The sequence below is a fragment of the Streptomyces uncialis genome (assembly GCF_001905345.1).
GTDB lineage: Bacteria > Actinomycetota > Actinomycetes > Streptomycetales > Streptomycetaceae > Streptomyces > Streptomyces uncialis.
Map to the genome: position 1 here is coordinate 26,497 of NZ_LFBV01000005.1, position 20,815 is coordinate 47,311.

A 20,815-nucleotide genomic window follows, 5' to 3' on the forward strand; every position below is an offset into this window, starting at 1 on the left:
CCGGCGGGGCGCCCGGGTATGTGCCGCCGCCCACCCCACACGCTGCGAGGAGACAAGAGAACCGTGACGGACATCGTCGACGAACTGAAGTGGCGCGGGCTGATCGCCCTGTCCACTGACGAGGACGCCTTGCGCAAAGCGTTCGCGGACGGTCCTGTCACCTTCTATTGCGGCTTCGACCCGACCGCGCCCAGCCTGCATCTCGGCAACCTCGTGCAGATCCTCACCATGCGCCGTATGCAGCGGGCGGGAAACCGTCCGCTGGGCCTGGTCGGCGGGGCCACCGGGCTGATCGGTGACCCGAAGCCGAACTCGGAGCGCACCCTGAACGCGCCCGAGGTCGTCGCCGCGTGGGTGGAGCGGCTGCGCGGGCAGATCGAGCCGCTGCTGGACTTCGACGGCCCGAACGCGGCGGTCATGGTCAACAACCTGGACTGGACCCAGGGCATGTCGGCCATCGAGTTCCTGCGGGACGTGGGCAAGCACTTCCGGGTCAACAAGATGATCGCCAAGGAGGCCGTCGCACGGCGGCTCAACTCCGACGCGGGCATCAGCTACACCGAGTTCAGCTACCAGCTCCTCCAGGGCATGGACTACCTGGAGCTGTACCGGCGGTACGGGTGCACGCTCCAGACCGGTGGCAGCGACCAGTGGGGCAACCTCACCTCCGGCACCGACCTGATCCACCGGGTCGAGCCGGGTGCGCAGGTCCACGCGCTGGGCACCCCGCTGATCACCAAGGCCGACGGCACCAAGTTCGGCAAGACGGAGTCCGGCACCATCTGGCTGGACCCCGCGATGACCACGCCGTACGCCTTCTTCCAGTTCTGGCTGAACGCGGACGACCGGGACGTGCCCAAGTTCCTGCGGATCTTCAGCTTCCGTTCCCGCGAGGAGATCGAGGAGCTGGAGCGGGCCACCGAGGAGCGCCCGCAGGCGCGCGCGGCCCAGCGCGCGCTGGCGGAGGAGCTGACCACGCTGGTGCACGGCGCCGACCAGTGCGCCGCCGTGACCGCCGCGTCGAAGGCGCTGTTCGGCCAGGGCGAGCTCGCCGGCCTGGACCCGGCGACACTGACGGCGGCCCTGTCCGAGGTGCCGCACGCCAGGGTCACCGAGCTGGGTCCGGTGGTGGACCTGTTCGCCGAGGTGGGTCTGGTGGCGAGCAAGTCGGCCGCGCGGCGCACCGTCAAGGAGGGCGGCGCCTACGTGAACAACGTCAAGGTCACCGCCGAGGACGCCGTCCCGGACCCCTCGGAGCTGCTGCACGGGCGGTGGCTGGTGCTGCGCCGCGGCAAGCGCAACCTCGCCGCGATCGAGGTCACGGACGAGGCGGCCGGCGGCCCCGGGGCGGATGTCACGGGCGGCTGAGCCGTACGACGCACGACAAGGAGGGGTGGCCCCGCGGTCGAGGACCGCGGGGCCACCCCTCTCACGTACGGCAGGCGTGCCGTACGTCAGGTCGTCTGTTTCTTCTTGTTGCCCCACAACGCCATGTAGAGCATGTCGCCGAGTCCGACGATGATGATGGCGGCGACGATCTGGAGCGCGTGTCTGCCCCAGTCGATGCCCTTGGTCTCGGCGATACCGAAGGCAGAGGCCAGCGAGTTGCCGACCACCGCGCCGATGATGCCGAAGATCGTCGTCAGCCAGAGAGGGCTGTGCTGCTTGCCCGGCAGGATCGCCTTGGCGATCAGACCGAGCACGAAACCGACGATGATCGCCCACAACCAGCCCATGGGTGCCTCCTGATCTGGCGCGACGCGTGATTCGTCGCGAGCAGTTCCCTCAGTCTCGGGCCGGGTTCCGTACGCCGCATGCCGGCCGCGGCCATACGCGTGACGGGGGACCCGGGCCCCGCCTCGCGGGGCCCGACCCGGCCTCGTGGGAACCCGGGCCGGGGCGTACCGTGAGGGGCGGGCCGGACCGGTGGTGTCCGACGGACCAGGGCGGTGGTGGAACGGGATGCGGAAGCAGAACAGCGGCGAGGTCTTCCGGATCACGGGGGCGCGGCAGGGGCTGACCGAGGACGTGCGCCGCAGACAGCGGCGTTACATGATCTCGATGTCGGTCCGCACGGTCTCGTTCGTCGCCGGGGCGTCCCTGTGGAACGTGCAACGCCATGTGGCGATCGTGGCGCTGGTCCTCGGCATGGTGCTCCCCTATATCTCCGTGGTGATCGCCAACGCGGGGCGCGAGAACGCCCCTTCGCTGCCCTCGACATTCGTCCCCGCGCCCGCCCGGCCCGTGCTTCCGAAGGCCGCCGCGCAGGCCCCTGCGGAATCCCCGGCCGCGCCCGGCGGGGCTCCTTCCGGGGAGGCCGGGGGCCCGCCCGCGGGCGGTGTCCGGGACGGGTCGGACTGACCGGAGTCGTCCCTGGGACCTCAAGGGCGGCTCAGATCAATCATGCCGATCCGGTCCCGGCCGACGGGTGACGCGTGACATACTGCGTACGCGCTCCGCATCCCCCGTCGGAGCTATGTGACCGACGCCGGGCAGCTCCCCCCGTGGCTGCTCGGCGTCGCCTTTTCCCCGCCTTCCGCGCCCCCTTCATGGGCGCCCCGCCGACCGGGATCCGGCCATCCTCGCGGCGGTCGGGCGGGGGGTGTCCCGGAGGGGTGCGGGCCGGGCCGCCTACTGTGGGGGCGTGAACTTCCTTCCGCCGCTCTCCGGTCTGCCCGGCCTCCCCGGTTCGTCCCCGGACCCCGTCCCCGGTCCTCCGGTGTGCTCCGCCAAGGGGTGCCGGGCGGACGCGGTGTGGGTGCTCGCCTGGAACAACCCGAAGATCCATGTGCCGGAGCGGCGCAAGACCTGGCTCGCGTGCGACGAGCACCGCGAGCATCTGTCGCAGTTCCTCGGGGTGCGGGGGTTCCTCAAGGATGTGGTGACCCTCGCGGAGTGGGACGGGCCGACGGGGTCGGCGGAGCCGGAGAGCTGATCGCACGGACCGCTCCGCGCGGGCGGCGGCTCAGCCGCCGATGGCCGACATCGGACGCTGGGGTTGCAGAAAGGCCGGGTCGTCCAGACCGGAGCCCGCCTTCTTGCCCCACATGGCCAGCTTCCAGAGCCGGACGATCTCGTCGTCCGGACCGGCGCCGGTCCCGTCCGCGTCGCTGACGGCGCCGCCCGTGTCGATGGCGCCTTCGTACGAGGTGGTGCCGGTCCCGTCCGGAGCGCTGCCGTCCGTGCGGGGAGCGGTGCGCAGGGCTGCCCGCAGGTCGGTCTCCTCGCGGGCGAAGAGGCAGTTGCGGACCTGTCCGTCGGCGGTCAGCCGGGTACGGTCGCACGCCGCGCAGAACGGACGGGTGACCGAGCCGATCACCCCCACGCGGTACGGCCCGCCGTCCACGGTCCAGCGCTCCGCGGGCGCGGAACCCCGGACCGCCGACTCCTCCGCGTCCAGGGTGAAACGGGTGCGCAGCGAGGCGAGGATGTCGCCCGCGGTGATCATCCCGTCCCGCTTCCAGCCGTGCTGGGCGTCGAGCGGCATCTGCTCGATGAACCGCAGCTCGTAGTCCCGCTCGATGGCCCAGGCGAGCAGCTCGGGCGCCTCGTCGTCGTTGAGTCCGCGCATCAGCACGGTGTTGATCTTGACGGGGGTGAGGCCCGCGCGGTGCGCGGCGTCCAGTCCGGCGAGGACGTCCTGGTGGCGGTCGCGCCGGGTGAGGGTCTTGAAGACGTCGGGGCGCAGGGTGTCGAGGGAGACATTGACCCGGTCGAGACCGGCCGCCTTGAGCGCGGCGGCCGTGCGGGCGAGGCCGATGCCGTTGGTGGTGAGGGAGATCCGGGGGCGCGGCGTGAGCCGGGCGACCCGGTCCACTATGCCGACGAGTCCGGGGCGCAGCAGGGGTTCGCCGCCGGTGAAGCGGACCTCGGTGACGCCGAGCCGGGTGACGGCTATGCGGACCAGCCGGACGATCTCGTCGTCGGTGAGGAGGTCGGGTCTGGCCAGCCACTTCAGGCCCTCTTCGGGCATGCAGTAGGTGCAGCGGAGATTGCAGCGGTCCGTCAGCGATACGCGCAGGTCGGTGGCGACCCGCGCGTAGGTGTCGATCAGCATGTGCGGTCCCCTCCCCCGGTGTCCTCGTGTGCGTGCGGTTCCTTCGGTCCTTCGCGGGTTCCCTCTCGCGGGTCCGTCCGGTGCCTCGCGTGGTTCCCGTCACCTCCGAGCGTACGTGAGACCACCGACAACACCAGGAGTCCGGTGTCCCGGACGCGGCCCGGCCGTGCCGTACCGGTCCGCGGGAGGCGGACACGGGTGCGGCACGGCCGGGCGGGACGGGCCCTTCGGCGGGGTCAGTGGGCTCCGGTGCCGGTGAGCGAGCGGACCTCCAGTTCGGCGTACTTGCCCTGGTCGGCGGGCTCCTTCGACAGGAGGGTGCCGAGCCAGCCGAGGAGGAAGCCGACGGGGATGGAGATGATCCCGGGGTTCTCCAGCGGGAACCAGTGGAAGTCGGCGTCCGGGAACATCGAGGTGGCCTTGCCGGAGACGACCGGCGAGAACAGCACCAGGACGACCGCGGTGGTCAGTCCGCCGTAGATCGACCAGAGGGCGCCCCGGGTGGTGAACCGTTTCCAGAAGAGGCTGTAGAGGATCGTCGGGAGGTTCGCGGAGGCCGCGACGGCGAACGCGAGGGCGACGAGCCCGGCGACATTGAGGTCACGGGCGAGGGCGCCGAGGCCGATGGAGACGACACCGATGGCGACGGTGGCCCAGCGCGCGGCCCGTACCTCCTGTTTCTCGGTGGCCCGGCCCTTCTTGATGACGTTGGCGTAGATGTCATGGGCGAAGGACGACGACGAGGCGAGGGTGAGTCCGGCGACGACCGCGAGGATCGTGGCGAACGCGACGGCCGAGATGGTGGCCAGCAGGATCGCGCCCCAGGTCGAGTCGACACCGCCGATGTGCAGGGCGAGCAGCGGTGCCGCGGTGTTGCCCGCCTTGTTGGAGGCGACGATCTCCTCGGGTGAGATGAGCGCCGCCGCGCCGAAGCCGAGGGCGATGGTCATCAGGTAGAACCCGCCGATGATGCCGATGGCCCAGTTCACGGACTTCCGGGCGGCCTTGGCGGTGGGCACGGTGTAGAAGCGGATGAGGATGTGCGGCAGTCCGGCGGTGCCGAGGACGAGGGCGATCCCCAGCGAGATGAAGTCGATCTTCGAGGTGGCCGTGGCGCCGTACTTCAGGCCCGGCTCCAGGAAGGCGGCGCCCTGGCCGCTGTTCTCGGCGGCGCTGCCGAGCAGGTCGGAGATGTTGAAGTCGAACTTGAGCAGCACCAGGAAGGTGATGAGCAGGGTGCCGCCGATGAGGAGGACGGCCTTGACCATCTGGACCCAGGTGGTGCCCTTCATCCCGCCGATGGTGACGTAGAGGATCATCAGGACGCCGACGAGGGCGACGATGAGGACCTTCCCGCTGTCGCTGGTGATGCCGAGCAGCAGGGAGACGAGGACTCCGGCACCGGCCATCTGCGCGAGCAGATAGAAGATGGACACGACGATGGTGGACGTACCGGCCGCGGTGCGCACCGGGCGCTGGCGCATCCGGTAGGCGAGGACGTCGCCCATGGTGTAGCGGCCGGAGTTGCGCAGGGGTTCGGCGACCAGGAGCAGGGCGACGAGCCAGGCGACCAGGAAGCCGATGGAGTACAGGAACCCGTCGTACCCGAAGAGGGCGATGGCGCCCGCGATGCCGAGGAACGAGGCGGCGGACATGTAGTCGCCGGAGACGGCGAGTCCGTTCTGGAAGCCGGTGAACTGGCGTCCGCCCGCGTAGAAGTCGGCGGCGTCCTTGGTCTGGCGTCCGGCCCACACCGTGATGAACAGGGTCGCGACGACGAAGGCCGCGAACAGGGAGATGATCAGCGGCCGGTGCTCGCTCGCCTCGGAGGCGGCGAGGACGGCCGGTGCCAGCGCTGCTGCCTCGGCGCTCATGCGCGGCCCTCCATCCGGTCCTTGATGGCCTTGGCCTTGGGGTCGAGCTTGGCCGCCGCGTGGCGGGAGTACCACCAGGCGATGAGGAACGTCGTCAGGAACTGCGCGAGGCCCAGGACCAGGGCGACGTTGATGTTGCCGAACAGCCTGGTGCCCATGAACGCGCCCGCGTAGCTGGAGAGCAGCACGTACAGCAGGTACCAGGCGATGAAGGCCACGGTCAGCGGGAACGCGAACGAGCGGTACGAGTGGCGCAGTTCGGCGAACTCCGCGCTGCGCTGGACCTCGATGAACTCCTCGGTCGGCGGCAGATCGGCCCGGCGGGCGGGTTCGTCGCCGGGCGGGGGTGGTGCGTCGGTTGCCACGGAGTCTCCTCGCGGTGCGGATGCGATGGATGTGGGGTGTGACCCTGGTGTGGGACTCGATGCGGTCGTGGTGGCCGCCGCGGTCGCTTCGGAGGGGTCGTCCGCGGCGGGGGACATCACCGGTGCCGTCGGAACCGGTGCGTGACCGAGGGGGGAGGACGGCTGGGAGGGAAGGGACATGACGGGTGGTGACCTCACAGTGATGTGGATCACGCAGGTCGCATGGATGTTAGGCCCATCGCGCGTGATCCGACAGGGGGGTGGGTGCTCTCGTACCGCTTGCCCAACGCCGCCGCCCGCCCCGAGGAAGCGGTCCGGAGCCGATCGATCGGCGGCCGTCCGCCGTCGGCGGTACGCCGGTCCGGGCCCCGGCCGGGTCCGCCGACGGGCTGCCGGGCGGGGACGGGATCGGGACGAGCCGCCCAACTGGACGCGCATAGAACGGCACGTTCAGCATTTCTTCCGGAAATCATTGAAGGCCGGGGACGGCTGGGGATAGCTTCACCCTGAGCCATACGTCATGTACCTGCCCGAGCACCAACCCTTGTGTTCGGGCTGTTCCGTTTCCGGATGATGTGGAGATCCCATGGTTCCGCTGCGCTCCAGACGCCGGTCGGCCCTGACGGTGCCGATCGGTCTGGCGCTGGTCGCCTCGCTCGGCTTCCTGCCGGGTACCGCGACCGCCACCCCGGCCGACGCGAAGGCCGGCACGACCGCGACCGCCCCGACCGGCCCGAAGCTGGCGTACGTCGTCAACACCAGGACCGACCGGCGCACGGTCGACGCGGTGACCCGGGCCGTCGCCGAGGCCGACGGGACGGTCGTGATCGCGTACCGCCAGATCGGCGTGATCGTCGCCCACTCGGCCAACCCCGACTTCGCGAAGCAACTGCGCGAGGTGCGCGGGGTGAACTCCGCGGGCGCCACCCGCACCGCGCCGTTGAGCGCCGCCGGGACCACCCAGGAGGGCGGCCCGCAGTACCTGTCGAAGGCCGCTGCCGCCGCCGCTGCCCAGAGCGCCCCGGCCGCACGCGAGAGCGCTCCCGCGACGGAACCGCTGGAGGCCGACCAGTGGGACCTGCGGGCCATCGGCGCCGACAAGGCGGCGAAGATCAACCCCGGCAGCTCCAAGGTCACCGTCGCGGTCATCGACACGGGCGTCGACGACACCCACCCGGACCTCGCGCCCAACTTCTCCGCGGAGCAGTCCGCGAACTGTGTCGGCGGCAAGCCCGACACCTCGCCGGGCGCCTGGCGTCCGCAGACCCCCGAGCACTACCACGGCACCCATGTCGCCGGTGAGATCGCCGCCGCGCGCAACGGTGTCGGTGTCGCGGGCGTGGCGCCCGGGGTGAAGGTCGCGGGCATCAAGGTGGCCGACCCGGTCAGCGAGCTGTTCTACCCGGAGAGCGTCGTGTGCGCCTTCGTCTTCGCCGCCGACCGCGGGGTGGAGATCACCAACAACAGCTACTACGTGGACCCGTGGCTGTACAACTGCATGGACGACCCGGACCAGCGGGCCATCGTGGACGCAGTCAACCGTGCCCAGCTCTACGCCCAGCGCAAGGGCACCCTGCACCTGGCATCGGCGGGCAACTCCAACCACGACCTCGCCTCCGACGCGATCCTGGACGACTCCAGTCCTGACGACTCGACACCGGTGGACCGCACCATCGACCCGAGCGAGTGCTTCGACCTCCCGACCCAGCTGCCGGGTGTCGTGACGGTCAGCGCGACCGGGAACCAGGGCATCAAGTCGTACTACTCCTCGTACGGCAAGGGCGTCGTGGACGTCGCCGCGCCCGGTGGCGACAAGTACCAGATCCCCGACACCCCGTCGAAGAACGGCCGCATCCTGTCGACCATGCCGGAGGGCCGCTACGCGTACCTCCAGGGCACGTCGATGGCCGCGCCGCACGCGGCCGGGGTCGCCGCGCTGCTGAAGTCGAAGCACCCGTGGGCCCCGCCCGCCGTGCTCCAGGCGCTGCTCAAGGCGCAGGCCGACAACCCGGGCTGCCCGACCACGCCGTACGACCCGGACGGCAACGGGGTCGTGGACTCCACCTGCGAGGGCGGCAAGAACACCAACGGCTTCTACGGCCACGGCGTCGTGGACGCCCTCGACGCCGTCGACTGACCGTCCCCGGGGCCGGGTGACCGCCGCGCTGTCCGCGCGGCGGTCACCCGGCCCCTTCGCAGGTCCCCGGCCCGGCCCCTGGGTTCCCGGCTTCCCGCGCCGGGCCGCACACAGCGCGCACCCGTGGGCGCCCGCGCGCGCCCGCGCACCGCACCCCCTCAGATCGTTACTCCCACCCGGCGCCCGCGCGCCGGTCCGACGAACTGGAGATCACATGAGCGCTCGTCCGTCACGCACCCGGCGTACCGTCACCATCCCGCTCGGCATGGCCGTCGTCGCCTCCTCCCTCGCCTTCCTGCCGAACACCGCCACCGCGGCCGACACCGAGGCCCGGGCCACCGCGTTCAGCGCCGCCACCGTCCAGGGCGCCAACCTCAGCTATGTCGTCAACCTGCGGCACAAGTACGCCTCCTCCTCCGTCAAGAAGGCCATCGCCGCCGCCGGTGGCTCGGTCGTCGCGGCGTACGACCGGATCGGGGTGATCGTCGCGCACTCCGCCGACCCGGACTTCGCGAAGAAGCTGCGCAAGATACGCGGGGTCGAGTCGGCGGGCGCCACCCGTACGGCGCCGCTGCCCGCGCAGGCCACCGGTGACCTCGGCGCGCCCAAGACCCTCACCGCCGAGCAGGTGCGGGCCGCGACCGAGGCCGCGGCCCCCGCCCAGGACCCGCTCCAGCCCCTCCAGTGGGACCTGCCCGCCATCAAGGCCGACAAGGCCCACGAGCGGACCCTGGGCAGCCGCGACGTCACGGTCGCCGTCATCGACACCGGGGTCGACGACACCCACCCGGACATCGCCCCGAACTTCGACCGCGAAGCGTCCGTCAACTGCGTCTCCGGCGCGCCCGACACCACCGACGGCGCGTGGCGGCCCAGCGCGGCCGAGAGCCCGCACGGCACCCATGTCGCCGGCGAGATAGCCGCGGCCAAGAACGGCCTCGGCATGACCGGGGTCGCGCCGGGCGTGAAGGTCTCCGGCATCAAGGTGTCGACCACCGCGGGCTTCTTCTACACCGAGGCCGTCGTATGCGGCTTCATGTGGGCCGCCGAGAACGACGTCGACGTCACCAACAACAGCTACTACACCGACCCCTGGTACTTCAACTGCGCCGACGACCCGGACCAGAAGGCGCTGGTCGAGGCGATAACCCGGGCCTCGCTGTACGCCGAGCGCAAGGGCACGGTGAACGTCGCCGCCGCGGGCAACGAGAACTTCGACCTCGCCGCGGACGAGCTCACCGACCCGTCCAGCCCCAACGACACCACCCCGGGTACCCGGGTGATCGACCCGTCGGAGTGTCTCGACATCCCGACCCAGCTCCCCGGTGTCGTCACGACCGCGTCCACCGGCGCGAAGGGCATCAAGTCGTCGTTCTCCAACTACGGCAAGGGCGTCGTCGACATCGCCGCGCCCGGCGGCGACTCGACCGCGTACCAGCGGCCGGAGCCGCCCGCCACCAGCGGTCTGATCCTCGGCACGCTGCCGGGCGGGCGCTGGGGTTACATGGCCGGTACGTCGATGGCGTCACCGCATGTCGCGGGCGTCGCGGCGCTCATCAAGTCCACGCATCCGCGGGCTTCCGCCGCGCGGGTCAAGGAACTGCTGTACCGGGGCGCCGACGCGACACCGTGCACCGACCCGTACGACATCAACGGCGACGGGAAGATCGACGCGGTGTGCGAGGGCGGCAAGAACCGCAACGGGTTCTACGGGGCGGGCATCGCCGACGCGCTCGACGCAGTCCGGAAGTAACGGTCCCCCCGTGTTCCCCGGGGTGCCCGGAGACCTGCCTTCGGGTCTCCGCCCCTGAGCCCACCTGCCCCCGTGCGGGTAGCGTTCGCTCGCGCTTCTGAGGTTCGCCGTGCCGGGCGCACTTGTACCTGTGCCGTCGCTCGGGGATGCGCAGTTCCCCGCGCCCCTGGGTTTCGTGTGCTGGGCGAACTTGTTCCTGTGGGGGTACTGACGGGGGTGCGCAGTTCCCCGCGCCCCTGGGGTTCCACACCTGGACGTACCTGTTCCTGTGCGGGTACTGACGGGGGTGCGCAGTTCCCCGCGCCCCTTTGGGGGCACCCACCCCCTCCCGCAGTCGCTCGGCTGCGGGAGGGGGTGGGCGGGAATAGACGAGGGCGCACCCGCACCCGAAGGGCAACGGACCGGGGCAGCATCCAGGGGCGCGGGGAACTGCGCGAAACCACCGAGCGACGGCACAGGAACGGAGTACGTCCAGCCGGACGGACCTGGGAAGCGCAAGCGAAGGCGACCCGCGCACCGGGACTTGCCCCGCTCACGGGTGGATGGCGAAGATTCGGTGTGATGTCCCTGTCCTGCGACTCCCGGGCGGACGGCGAGCCCGCGATACCCGCGATACCGCCGCCCACGCCCGGCCCCGAGCCGACGCCGGTCGCCCGGCCGACGCAAGCCCCACGGCCGACCGCCCAGGTGAGCCGCACCGCCGCCGTCCTCGTCCTGCTGCTGCTCGCCGCCCTGATCCCCCTGCTGGGGCCGTCCGCGGCCCTGAGCGGCACCGGCGAGGACCCGGCCCCCGGAACCGCCGGGATCGGCCTGCTGCGGACGGTCATGTTCGCGGCGCTCGCCGTCCAGGCCGGTGAGGTGCTCGGCGGATGGCTGATCCGCCGGGTGCCGCAGGCGCCGGAGGACGTACCAAGGGCGTGGTCGGGATACGCGGCATGGGCGGGGACGGTCGCGGCGCTGGGGCTGGCGTCGGTGGTGGCCACCGGGAACCTGGTCCCCTCGAAGCTGTCCGACATGGACATCGGGGGCCTCTACCAGAGCAGGGACGGCGCGCTGGCCCTGATAGAGGTGAACGCGTTCGTCGCCGCCGGACTGCTCGCGCGCTCACGCCGGCCGGTGGTCCGGGCGCTGCCGCTGGCCGCCGTCGTGGTGGCCGAGGCGCTGCGCGCGCACCCCGTCACGGAGCTGCGGCCGATGGTCGGGGCCGGACTGACACTGGTGCATCTGCTGTGCGCCTCGCTGTGGGCGGGCGGCCTGCTGTACGCGGTGCGCGCCGGCTGGCGGTGGCGGGTGTCCGCGCCGCGCGCGGGTGCCGCGCTGCTGGCGCTCTACGCGCGCGTGGCGGCGCTGCTGATCGCGGGTGTGACGGCGACCGGGCTGGTCAGCACCTTGCGCCGGATGCCGCCGGACACCCTCTTCGAACAGTTGCGGACGACGTCCTACGGGCGCGTGCTGCTCGCCAAGGTGCTGCTGATGGTGGCTGTCGCCGCGCTGGCCCTGGCCGCGCGGCAGCGCCTGCGGCGGCGCGACCGGCGGCGGGGGCGGCGGTCGAGGCAGGCGGCCGACGCGCTGCACGCGTTCGTCCCCGCGCGCGTGGAGGTCGCGTTGCTGGGGCTGGTGGTGGCCGTGTCGGCGTTGCTGACGGCGTTGCCGGTGCCGATCAGATGGGGCGCTCTGTGGTGGTGAGCGGGCCGCTGCCGCGCGGACCTGTGCCGTCGCGGTCCCCGAAGGTGATGAGGACCTTGAGGGCGGTGCGTTCGTCCATCGCGCGGTAGCCGTCGGGCACCTGCTCCAGGCCGATCGTCAGATCGAAGAGGGGCGACGGGTCGAGAGTGCCGTCGAGCACGTCGGGCAGCAGTTCGGGGATGTACGTCCGGACCGGGGCGACGCCGCCGCGCAGGGCGATGTTCCGCCGGAACAGGACGGTGAGGTCGATCCCGGTGCCGCTGCCGTGCGGGACGCCGACGAAGCCGACGGCGCCGCCGTCCCGGGCGATGGCGACGGCTGTCCGCATGGACTGCTCGGTGCCGACGGCCTCGACGACGGCGTGGGCGCCCTGGCCGTGGGTGAGTTCACGGACCGCGTCGACGGCCTCCTCGCCGCGTTCGGGGACGATGTCGGTGGCACCGAAGCGGCGGGCCAGCGCGGTGCGCGGGTGATGGCGTCCGAGGGTGATGATCCGCTCGGCGCCGAGCCTGCGGGCGGCCAGGACGGCGCACAGGCCGACCGCGCCGTCCCCGACCACGGCGACCGTCGTCCGGGGTCCCACGCGCGCGCCGAGGGCCGCGTGGTGTCCGGTGCCGAGCACGTCGGACAGGGTGACCAACGCGGCCAGCAGACGGTCGTCGGTGGCCGCTTCGGCGGGCAGCGGTACGAGGGTGCCGTCGGCGTAGGGCACCCGTACGGCCTCGCCCTGGCCGCCGTCGTAGCCGGGGCGGCCCCAGGCGCCGCCGTGCGCGCAGGAGGGCGTGAGCCCCTCACGGCAGTACTCGCACACCCCGTCCGACCAGGCGAAGGGGGCGACGACCAGGTCACCGCCACGCACCCGGGTCACCTCGGAGCCGGTGTCCTCGACCACGCCGAGGAACTCGTGCCCGATCCGCTGCCCCGGCCGCCGCTCGGTCTCGCCCCGGTAGGCCCACAGGTCGCTGCCGCACACACACGCGCGGGTGACCCGTACGACGGCGTCGGTGGCGAACTGCACCCGGGGCGCGGGCACGTCCTCCACCCGGATGTCACGGGTGCCGTGGATCGTCGTCGCGCGCATGGGCCTTCCCGGTGCGGATACCGCCGTTCAGGTGCGCTTCCCACGGTACGGCCGGGTCCCGGGCCCGCGCGCGGCGAAGGCCCGGAGCACCCCGGTGGCCAGCAGGAACTGCGCGGCGATATAGGTCAGCATCACCCAGAGGTCGGGACGCGGGAGCTGCGGCCAGTCGGCGATGCCGGTGGCGATAAGGGTGTCGGACAGCAGGAAGAGCGCGCCGCCGAGCCCCGCGACCAGGCCGAGGGCACCCGCGCGGAACGCGGTCACGGTGAGCAGCAGGCTGTACACGGCCACCGGGACACGCAGTTCGGCGGGCAGATCCGGCCAGAGCAGCGCCACGGTGCCCACGAGGGCGGCCCCGTACGCCACGCCGAGGGCGGTACGGCGACCGCGGGCGCGGCGGTCGGCGGGCCGGTCGCCGTGGCGCGCGAAGAGCACCAGGTAGCAGAGGTGGCCCAGCGCGAAGGAGCCCATCCCGGCGAGGAACGCGAGGTCGGCGTCGAGGAGCAGCATCACGTCACCGCCCCAGCCGAACAGCAGCGCGACGGTCAGCAGCCGGGGGCCGCCGCTGACGGCTGCGTACGCGGCGAGCAGCGGCAGCAGCAGGGGCTTGAAGACGGTGTGCCCGGTGGGGGCGTCGGCGAGCAGGGCCAGCAGGTCGGCGGTGGCGGCGACGCCGTAGCCGAGGAGCAGGACGCGGGCGACCGTGGCGCGCCGGTCGCCCTGCACGGTCGCGGGGGTGAGGTGCTGGATCACGCGGGTCCTTCGGGGATGGTGCCGCCGGGGGCGGTGGCGGGGTGCGCCGGGGGCTCGGCGGGGCCGGTACGGGCCGTGGGGAGGGTGGCGGGCTCCGGGGCCGGGGGCTGCCAGCCGGGGCCCCGCAGGAGGTGTCCGGCGCGGTCGCCCCAGGTGCGGGCGGCGCGGAGGTCACGGGCGATGGCGGCGTACTCGTGGGTGGCGACGCGCAGCGGGTTGTGGGTGGTGATGTTCTTGGTGAGCCCGTAGACCGGCCGTTCGGTCTCGGGCGCGAAGGAACCGAAGAGGCGGTCCCAGACGATGAGGATGCCGCCGAAGTTGCGGTCCAGGTAGCCGCCCTGGGACGCATGGTGGACCCGGTGGTGGGACGGGGTGTTGAGCACGTACTCGACGGCCCGGGGCAGCTTGCCCACGCGTTCGGTGTGCACCCAGAACTGGTAGACGAGGTTCACCGACGAGCAGAACGCCAGCGCCGCCGGGTGCACCCCGCACAGGATCAGCGGCAGATAGAACGGCCATACGGTGAGGCTGGTCCAGGGCTGGCGCAGCGCGGTGCTGAGGTTGAACCTGCGGCTGGAGTGGTGCACCACATGGCACGCCCACAGCACGCGGACGACATGGTGGCCCCGGTGCGACCAGTAGTAGAAGAAGTCCTGCGCGAGGAGCATCAGCGGGATCGTCCACCACAGGACGGGCACCCGCAGCGGGGTGAGTTCGTACAGGGCGGTCCAGATCGCGACGACGGGGATCTTCCAGAGCAGGTCGAAGCCGATGCTGCCGACGCCCATGGTGACGCTGGTGGCGGTGTCCTTGGTGCCGTAGCCCGCCGCGTCCTCGTCGGGGTGCAGCCGGTAGCTCACGATCTCGACGACGGTGAGCAGCACGAAGGCGGGTATCGACCACAGCACGACATCGGGCAGATGGGGCATGCGTGCACCGTAAGGGCCCGCTCGGGGTCACCACCAGACGTGGTTACCCACAAGTATTACCGTCCGGTAGGGGCGAGTTCTGTCCACCTCCGCCAATTGCCCCGCACGGCGGGCCCACCGCACACACGCGCGCGGGCGCACAGGACACGGGCGCACAGGACAGCCGTCGCCCCGGATCAGATCCCACTGGCACCCAGCAGCGACCCCACGGCGTAGGTGACGCCCATGGCGATCGCGCCGCCCGCGACATTGCGTACGACGGCCCGCCGGGGGTCGGAGGCGCCCGTCCGGGCGCTGGACCAGCCGGTGAGCACCAGTGCGGCGAGCACCGACACGACGGTCACACCGAGCCGCCGGTCGGCGGGCGGCAGCACCATCGCCAGCAGCGGCAGGAGCGCGCCGACCGTGAACGCCAGGAAGCTGGCCCAGGCCGCGTGCCAGGGGTTGGTGAGCTGGTCGGGGTCGATGCCGAGCTCCACGCGCGCGTGTGCGCGCAGCGCGTCCCGTGCGGTGAGCTGACGGGCCGCCTCCCGCGCCGTTTCGGGGCTGAGTCCCCGCGCGGCGAGCAGTCCGGTCAGTTCGGCGAGTTCCTCGTCGGGCTCGTCCCGCAGTTCGCGCCGCTCCTGGGCGATCGCCGCCTTCTCGGAGTCGCGCTGCGTCGACACGGACACGTACTCGCCCGCCGCCATCGACAGCGACCCGGCGAGCAGCCCCGCGAGTCCCGCCGTCAGCAGGGTGTCCCGGTCGCTCGTGGCGCCCGCGACACCGACCACCAGACCGGCCGTCGACACGACGCCGTCGTTGGCGCCGAGGACGGCGGCCCGCAGCCAGTTCAGCCGGCCGCCGAGGGCACCGCCGTGCGCCTCGGCGTGCGGCGCGGGCGGCGGGCCGCCCCCGGGGGTCGTCGGTTCGCTCACGCGCGGAGCGTCTCACCCCGGGCCCCGCGGCACGGGGAACCTGCCCCGGCGTGCCGCGCGGACCTCGGCCCAGGTGGGCCCGGGACCCGGCCCGCAACGTGATGTGGGCGCGGACCTCAGCCCTGCTTGGGCGCGGCCTGCTGGACGACCTCGAAGGACCACACGGACGACCCCGAGGCGGCGGGCTTGGGCCGCTCACCGCCCGCGGCGGCGCCGTCCCGGTGGGCGGACCGCATGGGCCCGTCCATCCACTTCTGGAAGTCCTCCTCGCTCCGCCAGCGGGTGTACACGAGGTAGTCGTCCGTGCCCTCAAGGGGGCGCAGCAGCTCGAACCACTCGAACCCGTCGGACCCTTCCACGGCCCCCGCGCGCGAGGCGAACCGCTGCTCCAGCACCTCACGCTGCTCCGCCGGGACGGTGAGGACATTGATCTTCACGATGCTCATACCCCCCATCCTGCCCTGCGGCCCCGTCGCCCGTGCCGGGGGGTCGGCGCGCTCTCATCGCTCCTGTGGCTCCCGCCGGGCTCGTGGCACGGTCGGGGTGATGTCCCTGGCCAGGGTGGTGAGCCAGGGGGGTGCGTACCGTTCCATGTGTCTCAGTGTCGTGCCCAGGCGGTGGCGGATGCGGGACGAGGACACATGGCCGAGCGGCAGGACCAGTTCCGTGAGGGCCGTCTCGGCCTCGTGCCAGGCCCCCAGGGCCACGAGCGCGGTCAGCTCGGCCACGGCGTGGCCGAGTTTGCGGCGGCCCTCCCCCGGCTCGACCAGAGTCGCGTGATGGAGTTCGGGGAGCGCGGCCCGGGTGGCGCCGAGCGACATCAGGATCTCGCCGTGGTGACGGGCCACCTCCCCCTCGTCGATCCACCACGTCCACGCGGGGTCCCTCTCGTGCACCGAGTCCTGCAATCCGCCGGTCGCCGTCTCGATGGCCGCCAGCGCGCGTGAACGGTCGCCCGCGTGCGCGAGTGCCGTCGCCCGGCGGATCTGGGCCATCAGAGCCACTCGGCGAGGCACCCGGGGGCGCGTGAGCAGCTCGTCGGAGATGCTGAGGGCCTCGGCGGTCCTGCCGGTGTGGAGGCTGTGCATCGCGACCAGGTCGAGCACGAACCACTGGAGCGGACCGTCACCGGCCAGCCGGGCGTACATATGCGCCTCCAGCAGTGCGTGCCGGGCCTCGTCCTGCCGGTCGGCGTCGAACAGGATCCAGCCCGCGACCTCCGCGAGTTCCGCGATCGCGGCCAGGTGCTGCCTGCTGCTCGTGTCGAGGGTGCGCTGTCCGCTCCGCCAGACCTGGACGGCCGCGGTGGCGACGTGATCGCCCCCGAAGCGGTTGTCGTGGTCCAGCAGATGCGCCACCGAGGCACGGGCGTGCTCCGTGATGTCCGCGCTGTCCTCAGCGGCGGGGCCCGGGGCCGAGCAGGGTTCGGTGAGGGTGTGCACCGAGACGTTCAACGCCTGGGCCACGAAGGGAAGCCACTCCCTCGGGGTCCGGCGCCCGTTCTCGTAGCGACTTACCTCTTGTCGTCCGATCGGATCACCTGCCACATCCGCCGCGATGCATATGCGCCGGGCGAGATGGGCCTGCGACCAATTCCGTTGTTCCCGGAGGCGTTTGATATTGGCGCCGACTACATTTCGCACAGCCTCCATTGTGGCCTACACCTGGCCTACACGAGGCCACTGGCGGGGGATTCCGGCGGGCGGGAATCTGGGTGGACCAACCACCGACGGAGGTGCGCCACATGACACAACACCTGACGGACGACAAGCCGGAGAAAGCCGCGCCCGCGAGCGCCGTGGCCGGCCCGGCCCGGGGGCGGACCGGGGAGGTCCGCTGGGCACGGCGGTTCCTCGTCAGTGACGAGGGGCCCGGGGTGCCCGAGGCGCCGGTGCTCCAGCTCGTGTGCGCGGCGTGCGGCGCGCGCTCCCCCGCCGCCGCCTGGGACCGTGTCGACGTGGTGGACGCGTGGGCCACCGCGCACGCCGACGTCAGCGCGGGGCACCTGCGTTACCGCGCGGAGACGGTCGGGTTCTGGCGCGTGGTCGGTGTGGACGGGGCCGAGGAGCCGCTCGCCCCGGCCGCCCCTCCCGGCCCGCTGGAGGGGCTGTGCGGGGCCGTCACAAGGCTGCCAGGCGACATGCTGGCGTCGTACCGTGAGGTCACCGGACGGGATCTGTCGGACCTCATGGTCCTGTGCGAGCGCGAGCCCGGCCACGACCCCGGCGACGGACACCGCGGGGCGGTCGTCGACTCGGGCACGTACTGCTGGCGCTGAGCCCAGGGGCACCGCCCGCGCGGGGAGGGCGCGTTGCGGGGCGGGGAAATCCGCTGGTGCCGGGTGATCGCGCCCTCGTAGACTCAGGGACGCGGGGGCGGCTCCGCGGCGTGCTTCCTTCTACTTCTCTGCAAAAGAACCGTAGTGCGCGCACTCTCCGCCCCCGCTTCGTCATATCCCGGGGGACCCACCATGACCACGCTTTCCTTCGTCCTGCTCCGGCGTCTGCGCACCGTCCAGGTCGCCACCACGGGGTCCCGTCCCGGACGCCCGTCGGAGGACCTCCCGCTCGTCGCGCTGGAGGCGGAACTGCTGGAGCGGGGCCATGTGCTCACCGCTCCGCTGCGTGCCGCGCTCGCCGCGCTGGACCGCCGGGGACTGCGACGTCAGGGCATGGCGCTGCTGCGCGACCTCGACCGGCTGACCGGCGCCGACCGCACCCACACCCCGCTGTTCCGCGGCTTCCCGCACTCCGTGCCGAAGAACACCCACGAGCTGTACGTACGGCGGGTGTTCGCGCTGCTGCTCCAGACGCCCGAGCAGCCGTGCGTGCTGTGCGGGACCACCGGCGTCGTGCACCCGGTCGCGCCGTGCGCCCATCTGGTGTGCCGGTCCTGCTGGGACGGTGCCGACTACTCGGGCTGCCCGCTGTGCCACCGCCGGATCGACCCCGCCGACCCGTTCCTGCGCCCCACCGCGCCCACCACGCCCGCCGACGGCCCGCCGCCCGCGCCCGTGAAGGGCCCCCTCCAGCCGCTCGCCCTCGCCACGGACCCCGCCGCCGACAGCGCGCGGGCCCTGGGACGGCTGCTGGGCCGCCGTACGCCGCTGTCGCCGGAGGACCGGGAGGATCTGGCCGTCCTGCTCGCCCACGCGCCCACCACGCCCGACTGGCTGCCCGAGGACATCCCCGTACGGGAGACCAAAGCCCTGGTGCTCGGCACCCTGCTGCGGGAGCCCGCGACCCGGGACGCGGTCCGGCCGCTGCTCGCCGCCCGGCTCACCACCGCGACCGATGTGCTGCGCCTGCTGCATGTGTGGTCCGGCGGCGGCGCCGACCTCGGTGAGGTCACCCCGCGCGTACGGCTGCGGACCCTGCCGCGTCCGCTGCGCCGCGAACTGCTGGCGGCCTTGGACGCGCTGCCCACGCGGGCGCTGGTCGAGGACATGTCCCGGCACCCGTCCGGCTGGAAGCGCGCGGCGGAACTGCTGCACCCCTACGAGCGCCACGAGCGCCACCCGAGGGCCGCGCTCGCGTGCGCGGTCCTGCGGGGCACGGAGCTGACGGACGACGCGCTGGGCGCCGCGCTGCGCCGTACCGCGTCCGAACACCCCGACGCCGTCCGTGTCGAGGGCACCCGGGTACGCGCCCGCACCTGGGGCGCCCGGCTGGAGGACGCGCTCCGCGCGCGGGACACCCGCACCGCCGTCGGTCTGCTGGCACGCCGGCCCGGTGAACTCGTCCGCAGGCTCGACCACCTCCTGCGGCTCACCTCCGACGACCCGAAGGCGGCGGACCGCGTCGCGGACGTACTGCGTGAGACGCTTCCGAAGGCCGGTACGGGGCCGCTGCTCAGCGCGTACGGACAGCTGCGGGCCCGTCATCTGCCCGCCGGGCGTCGGGTGTTCCTGCCCCGCGGCCGGGTCACCCGGTCGTACAGCACCGACGACACCAGGACGCCGCTGCCGGAAGCCGTCACCACGCGCGCGTGCGCGCTGCTGGAGACCGAACTGCTGCGACGGCTGTCCGCGGCGTCCCGGGTGGACCTCGCCGTCCTGGACACGGACCTCGCCGACCTCGCGGTGCCGAGCGCCGAGCGGGCGGCGGCCCGGTCGCTGATCCGGGTCCCGCGCGGGAGCACCCGACCGCTGCCCGACGGACAGATCGTGCGGCTCTTCCTGCACTGGACGCAGGACGGTCACAAGGCCGTCGACCTGGACCTCTCCGTGGCGTTCTACGACGCGCGCTGGGAGTACCTCGGGCTGTGCGACTACACCAGGCTGCGGTTCCGGGACGCGGCCACCCACTCCGGCGACCTGACCTCCGCGCCCCGGCCGAACGGCTCCTCCGAGTACGTGGACCTCGACCCGGTGGCGCTCGGCGCGGCGGGCGTCCGCTACGCCGTGCCGGTCGTGTTCGCCTACGACAACACACCCTTCGACGAGCTCGCGGACGCCTTCGCCGGGTTCATGGCCCTGCCGCGCGTGGGACGCGACGCCCGCTTCGACCCGCGCGCGGTGCGCCAGCGCTTCGACCTGGCCGGCAGCTCACGCATCCTGCTGCCGATGCTGGTGGACCTGGAACGGCGGACGTGCCTGTGGACGGACGTCCATCTCCCGGCGTCCGAGGGCTATCACAGCGTGGAGCGCCACCGGTGGGACCTGGGCCGGATCGGACGGGATCTGACGGAGTCCTTCGGCCGGGGCCGCACCACCCTGTGGGACCTCGCCGTGTGGCACGCCGCCGCCCGCGCGGAGCAGGTCGCCGTCATCCACCGCGACCCGCGCCCCGAGGGGACGGACGAACTGTGGCACTACCGGCGTCAGGCCGGGGAGACGGTCACCGCCTTCGCCGCCCGGATCCGCGACGTGGGCACCCCGCAGCGACGGCTCCCGAGCAAGGATGTCGACAAGCTCGCCGCGGCCCACGCGCGGGGCAAGCGGGTCCTGTGCGCGCTGGTGCGCGGCGACCTCGCGCCCGACGACGTGACCGGGGAGGTGTACCGGCTGCTCCCGGGCCCGGTCGACGGCTGCGGGCTGGAGCAGCTCGCGGCCCAGGACCTGGTGGCGGCGCTGCGCTGACCAGCCGTACGGGGGCACCCGCGCGCGGGTGCCCCCGTAGACCCGCCGACGCGCCACGGACTCCGACCGGGCCAAGTGGACACATGTCCTGCGGAGTTGTGCGCCCCCCGCGCGCGAGGGGCGTTTCCCGCCCGAACACGGGTGGTGGCGGACAGAGTGTCAGTCCCGGGACGTATCCTCGTT

16 protein-coding genes and 3 pseudogenes are annotated in these 20,815 nt (G+C 72.7%); 8 read left to right on the forward strand and 11 right to left on the reverse strand.

Translation table 11 applies throughout. The features are described from left to right. The first annotated feature begins 63 nt into the window (after positions 1–63). Positions 64–1,368: a tyrosine--tRNA ligase gene (gene tyrS / locus AB852_RS20435; protein ID WP_073790622.1), complete on the forward strand. Its 1,305-nt coding sequence runs from the start codon at positions 64–66 to the stop codon at positions 1,366–1,368. A gap of 86 nt (positions 1,369–1,454) precedes the next feature. On the opposite strand, the gene AB852_RS20440 is transcribed toward tyrS, so the two are convergent. Continuing rightward, complete coding sequence (locus tag AB852_RS20440; protein WP_073790623.1) at positions 1,455–1,736, reverse strand: GlsB/YeaQ/YmgE family stress response membrane protein; 282 nt, start codon at positions 1,734–1,736, stop codon at positions 1,455–1,457. A 226-nt stretch (positions 1,737–1,962) separates the two neighbouring features. Here AB852_RS20440 and AB852_RS20445 point away from each other — a divergent pair, with 226 nt between their 5' ends. Both AB852_RS20445 and AB852_RS20450 read left to right on the forward strand, forming a co-directional pair. Beyond that, a complete protein-coding gene (locus AB852_RS20445; protein WP_073790625.1) occupies positions 1,963–2,361 on the forward strand; it encodes a DUF3099 domain-containing protein in 399 nt (132 codons plus the stop codon). Between the two features lie 310 nt (positions 2,362–2,671). After that, a complete protein-coding gene (locus AB852_RS20450; RefSeq protein ID WP_073791569.1) occupies positions 2,672–2,935 on the forward strand; it encodes a hypothetical protein in 264 nt (87 codons plus the stop codon). A 30-nt stretch (positions 2,936–2,965) separates the two neighbouring features. On the opposite strand, the pseudogene AB852_RS41655 reads toward AB852_RS20450, so the two are convergent. The 4 genes and pseudogenes from AB852_RS41655 to AB852_RS20465 form a co-directional block, all read right to left on the reverse strand. Further along, positions 2,966–3,091, reverse strand: a pseudogene (locus AB852_RS41655) (GTP 3',8-cyclase MoaA); the annotation flags it as partial. Between the two features lie 102 nt (positions 3,092–3,193). Then, positions 3,194–4,057 (reverse strand): annotated as a pseudogene (moaA, locus tag AB852_RS20455) (GTP 3',8-cyclase MoaA); the annotation flags it as partial. A gap of 236 nt (positions 4,058–4,293) precedes the next feature. After that, a complete protein-coding gene (locus tag AB852_RS20460) occupies positions 4,294–5,931 on the reverse strand; it encodes a solute symporter family protein (protein WP_107499300.1) in 1,638 nt (545 codons plus the stop codon). Further along, positions 5,928–6,296: a DUF485 domain-containing protein gene (locus tag AB852_RS20465; protein WP_073790629.1), complete on the reverse strand. Its 369-nt coding sequence runs from the start codon at positions 6,294–6,296 to the stop codon at positions 5,928–5,930. Before AB852_RS20465 ends, AB852_RS20460 begins: the two co-directional genes overlap by 4 nt. A gap of 586 nt (positions 6,297–6,882) precedes the next feature. Between AB852_RS20465 and AB852_RS20470 the strand changes: the two genes are divergently transcribed. The 3 genes from AB852_RS20470 to AB852_RS20480 all read left to right on the forward strand — a co-directional run bounded on the left by AB852_RS20470 (position 6,883) and on the right by AB852_RS20480 (position 11,872). Beyond that, positions 6,883–8,433, forward strand: a complete 1,551-nt coding sequence (locus AB852_RS20470) for a S8 family serine peptidase (protein WP_073790632.1) — start codon at positions 6,883–6,885, stop codon at positions 8,431–8,433. Positions 8,434–8,647: 214 nt separating this feature from the next. Then, the gene (locus AB852_RS20475) at positions 8,648–10,186 is read left to right on the forward strand and encodes a S8 family serine peptidase (protein ID WP_073790634.1); all 1,539 of its coding nucleotides are present in this window, start codon (positions 8,648–8,650) and stop codon (positions 10,184–10,186) included. Between the two features lie 603 nt (positions 10,187–10,789). Further along, positions 10,790–11,872: a CopD family protein gene (locus AB852_RS20480; RefSeq protein WP_425444182.1), complete on the forward strand. Its 1,083-nt coding sequence runs from the start codon at positions 10,790–10,792 to the stop codon at positions 11,870–11,872. Positions 11,873–11,915: 43 nt separating this feature from the next. On the opposite strand, the pseudogene AB852_RS20485 reads toward AB852_RS20480, so the two are convergent. From AB852_RS20485 to AB852_RS20510, 6 genes and pseudogenes are all read right to left on the reverse strand, one after another. Next, positions 11,916–12,953, reverse strand: a pseudogene (locus AB852_RS20485) (zinc-dependent alcohol dehydrogenase family protein); the annotation flags it as partial. A gap of 27 nt (positions 12,954–12,980) precedes the next feature. Beyond that, positions 12,981–13,706, reverse strand: coding sequence for a lysoplasmalogenase (locus AB852_RS20490; protein WP_178391072.1), 726 nt, complete (start codon positions 13,704–13,706; stop codon positions 12,981–12,983). After that, positions 13,703–14,635, reverse strand: coding sequence for a sterol desaturase family protein (locus tag AB852_RS20495; RefSeq protein ID WP_073790636.1), 933 nt, complete (start codon positions 14,633–14,635; stop codon positions 13,703–13,705). Before AB852_RS20495 ends, AB852_RS20490 begins: the two co-directional genes overlap by 4 nt. 176 nt (positions 14,636–14,811) lie before the next feature. Then, positions 14,812–15,552, reverse strand: a complete 741-nt coding sequence (locus AB852_RS20500; RefSeq protein ID WP_073790638.1) for a VIT1/CCC1 transporter family protein — start codon at positions 15,550–15,552, stop codon at positions 14,812–14,814. Between the two features lie 116 nt (positions 15,553–15,668). After that, positions 15,669–15,998: an antibiotic biosynthesis monooxygenase family protein gene (locus AB852_RS20505; RefSeq protein ID WP_073790640.1), complete on the reverse strand. Its 330-nt coding sequence runs from the start codon at positions 15,996–15,998 to the stop codon at positions 15,669–15,671. 54 nt (positions 15,999–16,052) lie between these two features. Continuing rightward, positions 16,053–17,204, reverse strand: coding sequence for an NsdA family TPR-like regulatory protein (locus AB852_RS20510; protein WP_073790642.1), 1,152 nt, complete (start codon positions 17,202–17,204; stop codon positions 16,053–16,055). Between the two features lie 92 nt (positions 17,205–17,296). Between AB852_RS20510 and AB852_RS20515 the strand changes: the two genes are divergently transcribed. Both AB852_RS20515 and AB852_RS20520 read left to right on the forward strand, forming a co-directional pair. After that, entirely contained in the window at positions 17,297–17,830 is a 534-nt protein-coding gene (locus AB852_RS20515) for a DUF7848 domain-containing protein (protein WP_073790645.1), read from the forward strand. Between the two features lie 192 nt (positions 17,831–18,022). Further along, positions 18,023–20,632 (forward strand): MXAN_6230/SCO0854 family RING domain-containing protein, encoded by a 2,610-nt coding sequence (locus tag AB852_RS20520; RefSeq protein ID WP_073790648.1) that lies wholly within the window; start codon positions 18,023–18,025, stop codon positions 20,630–20,632. Positions 20,633–20,815 lie beyond the last annotated feature (183 nt).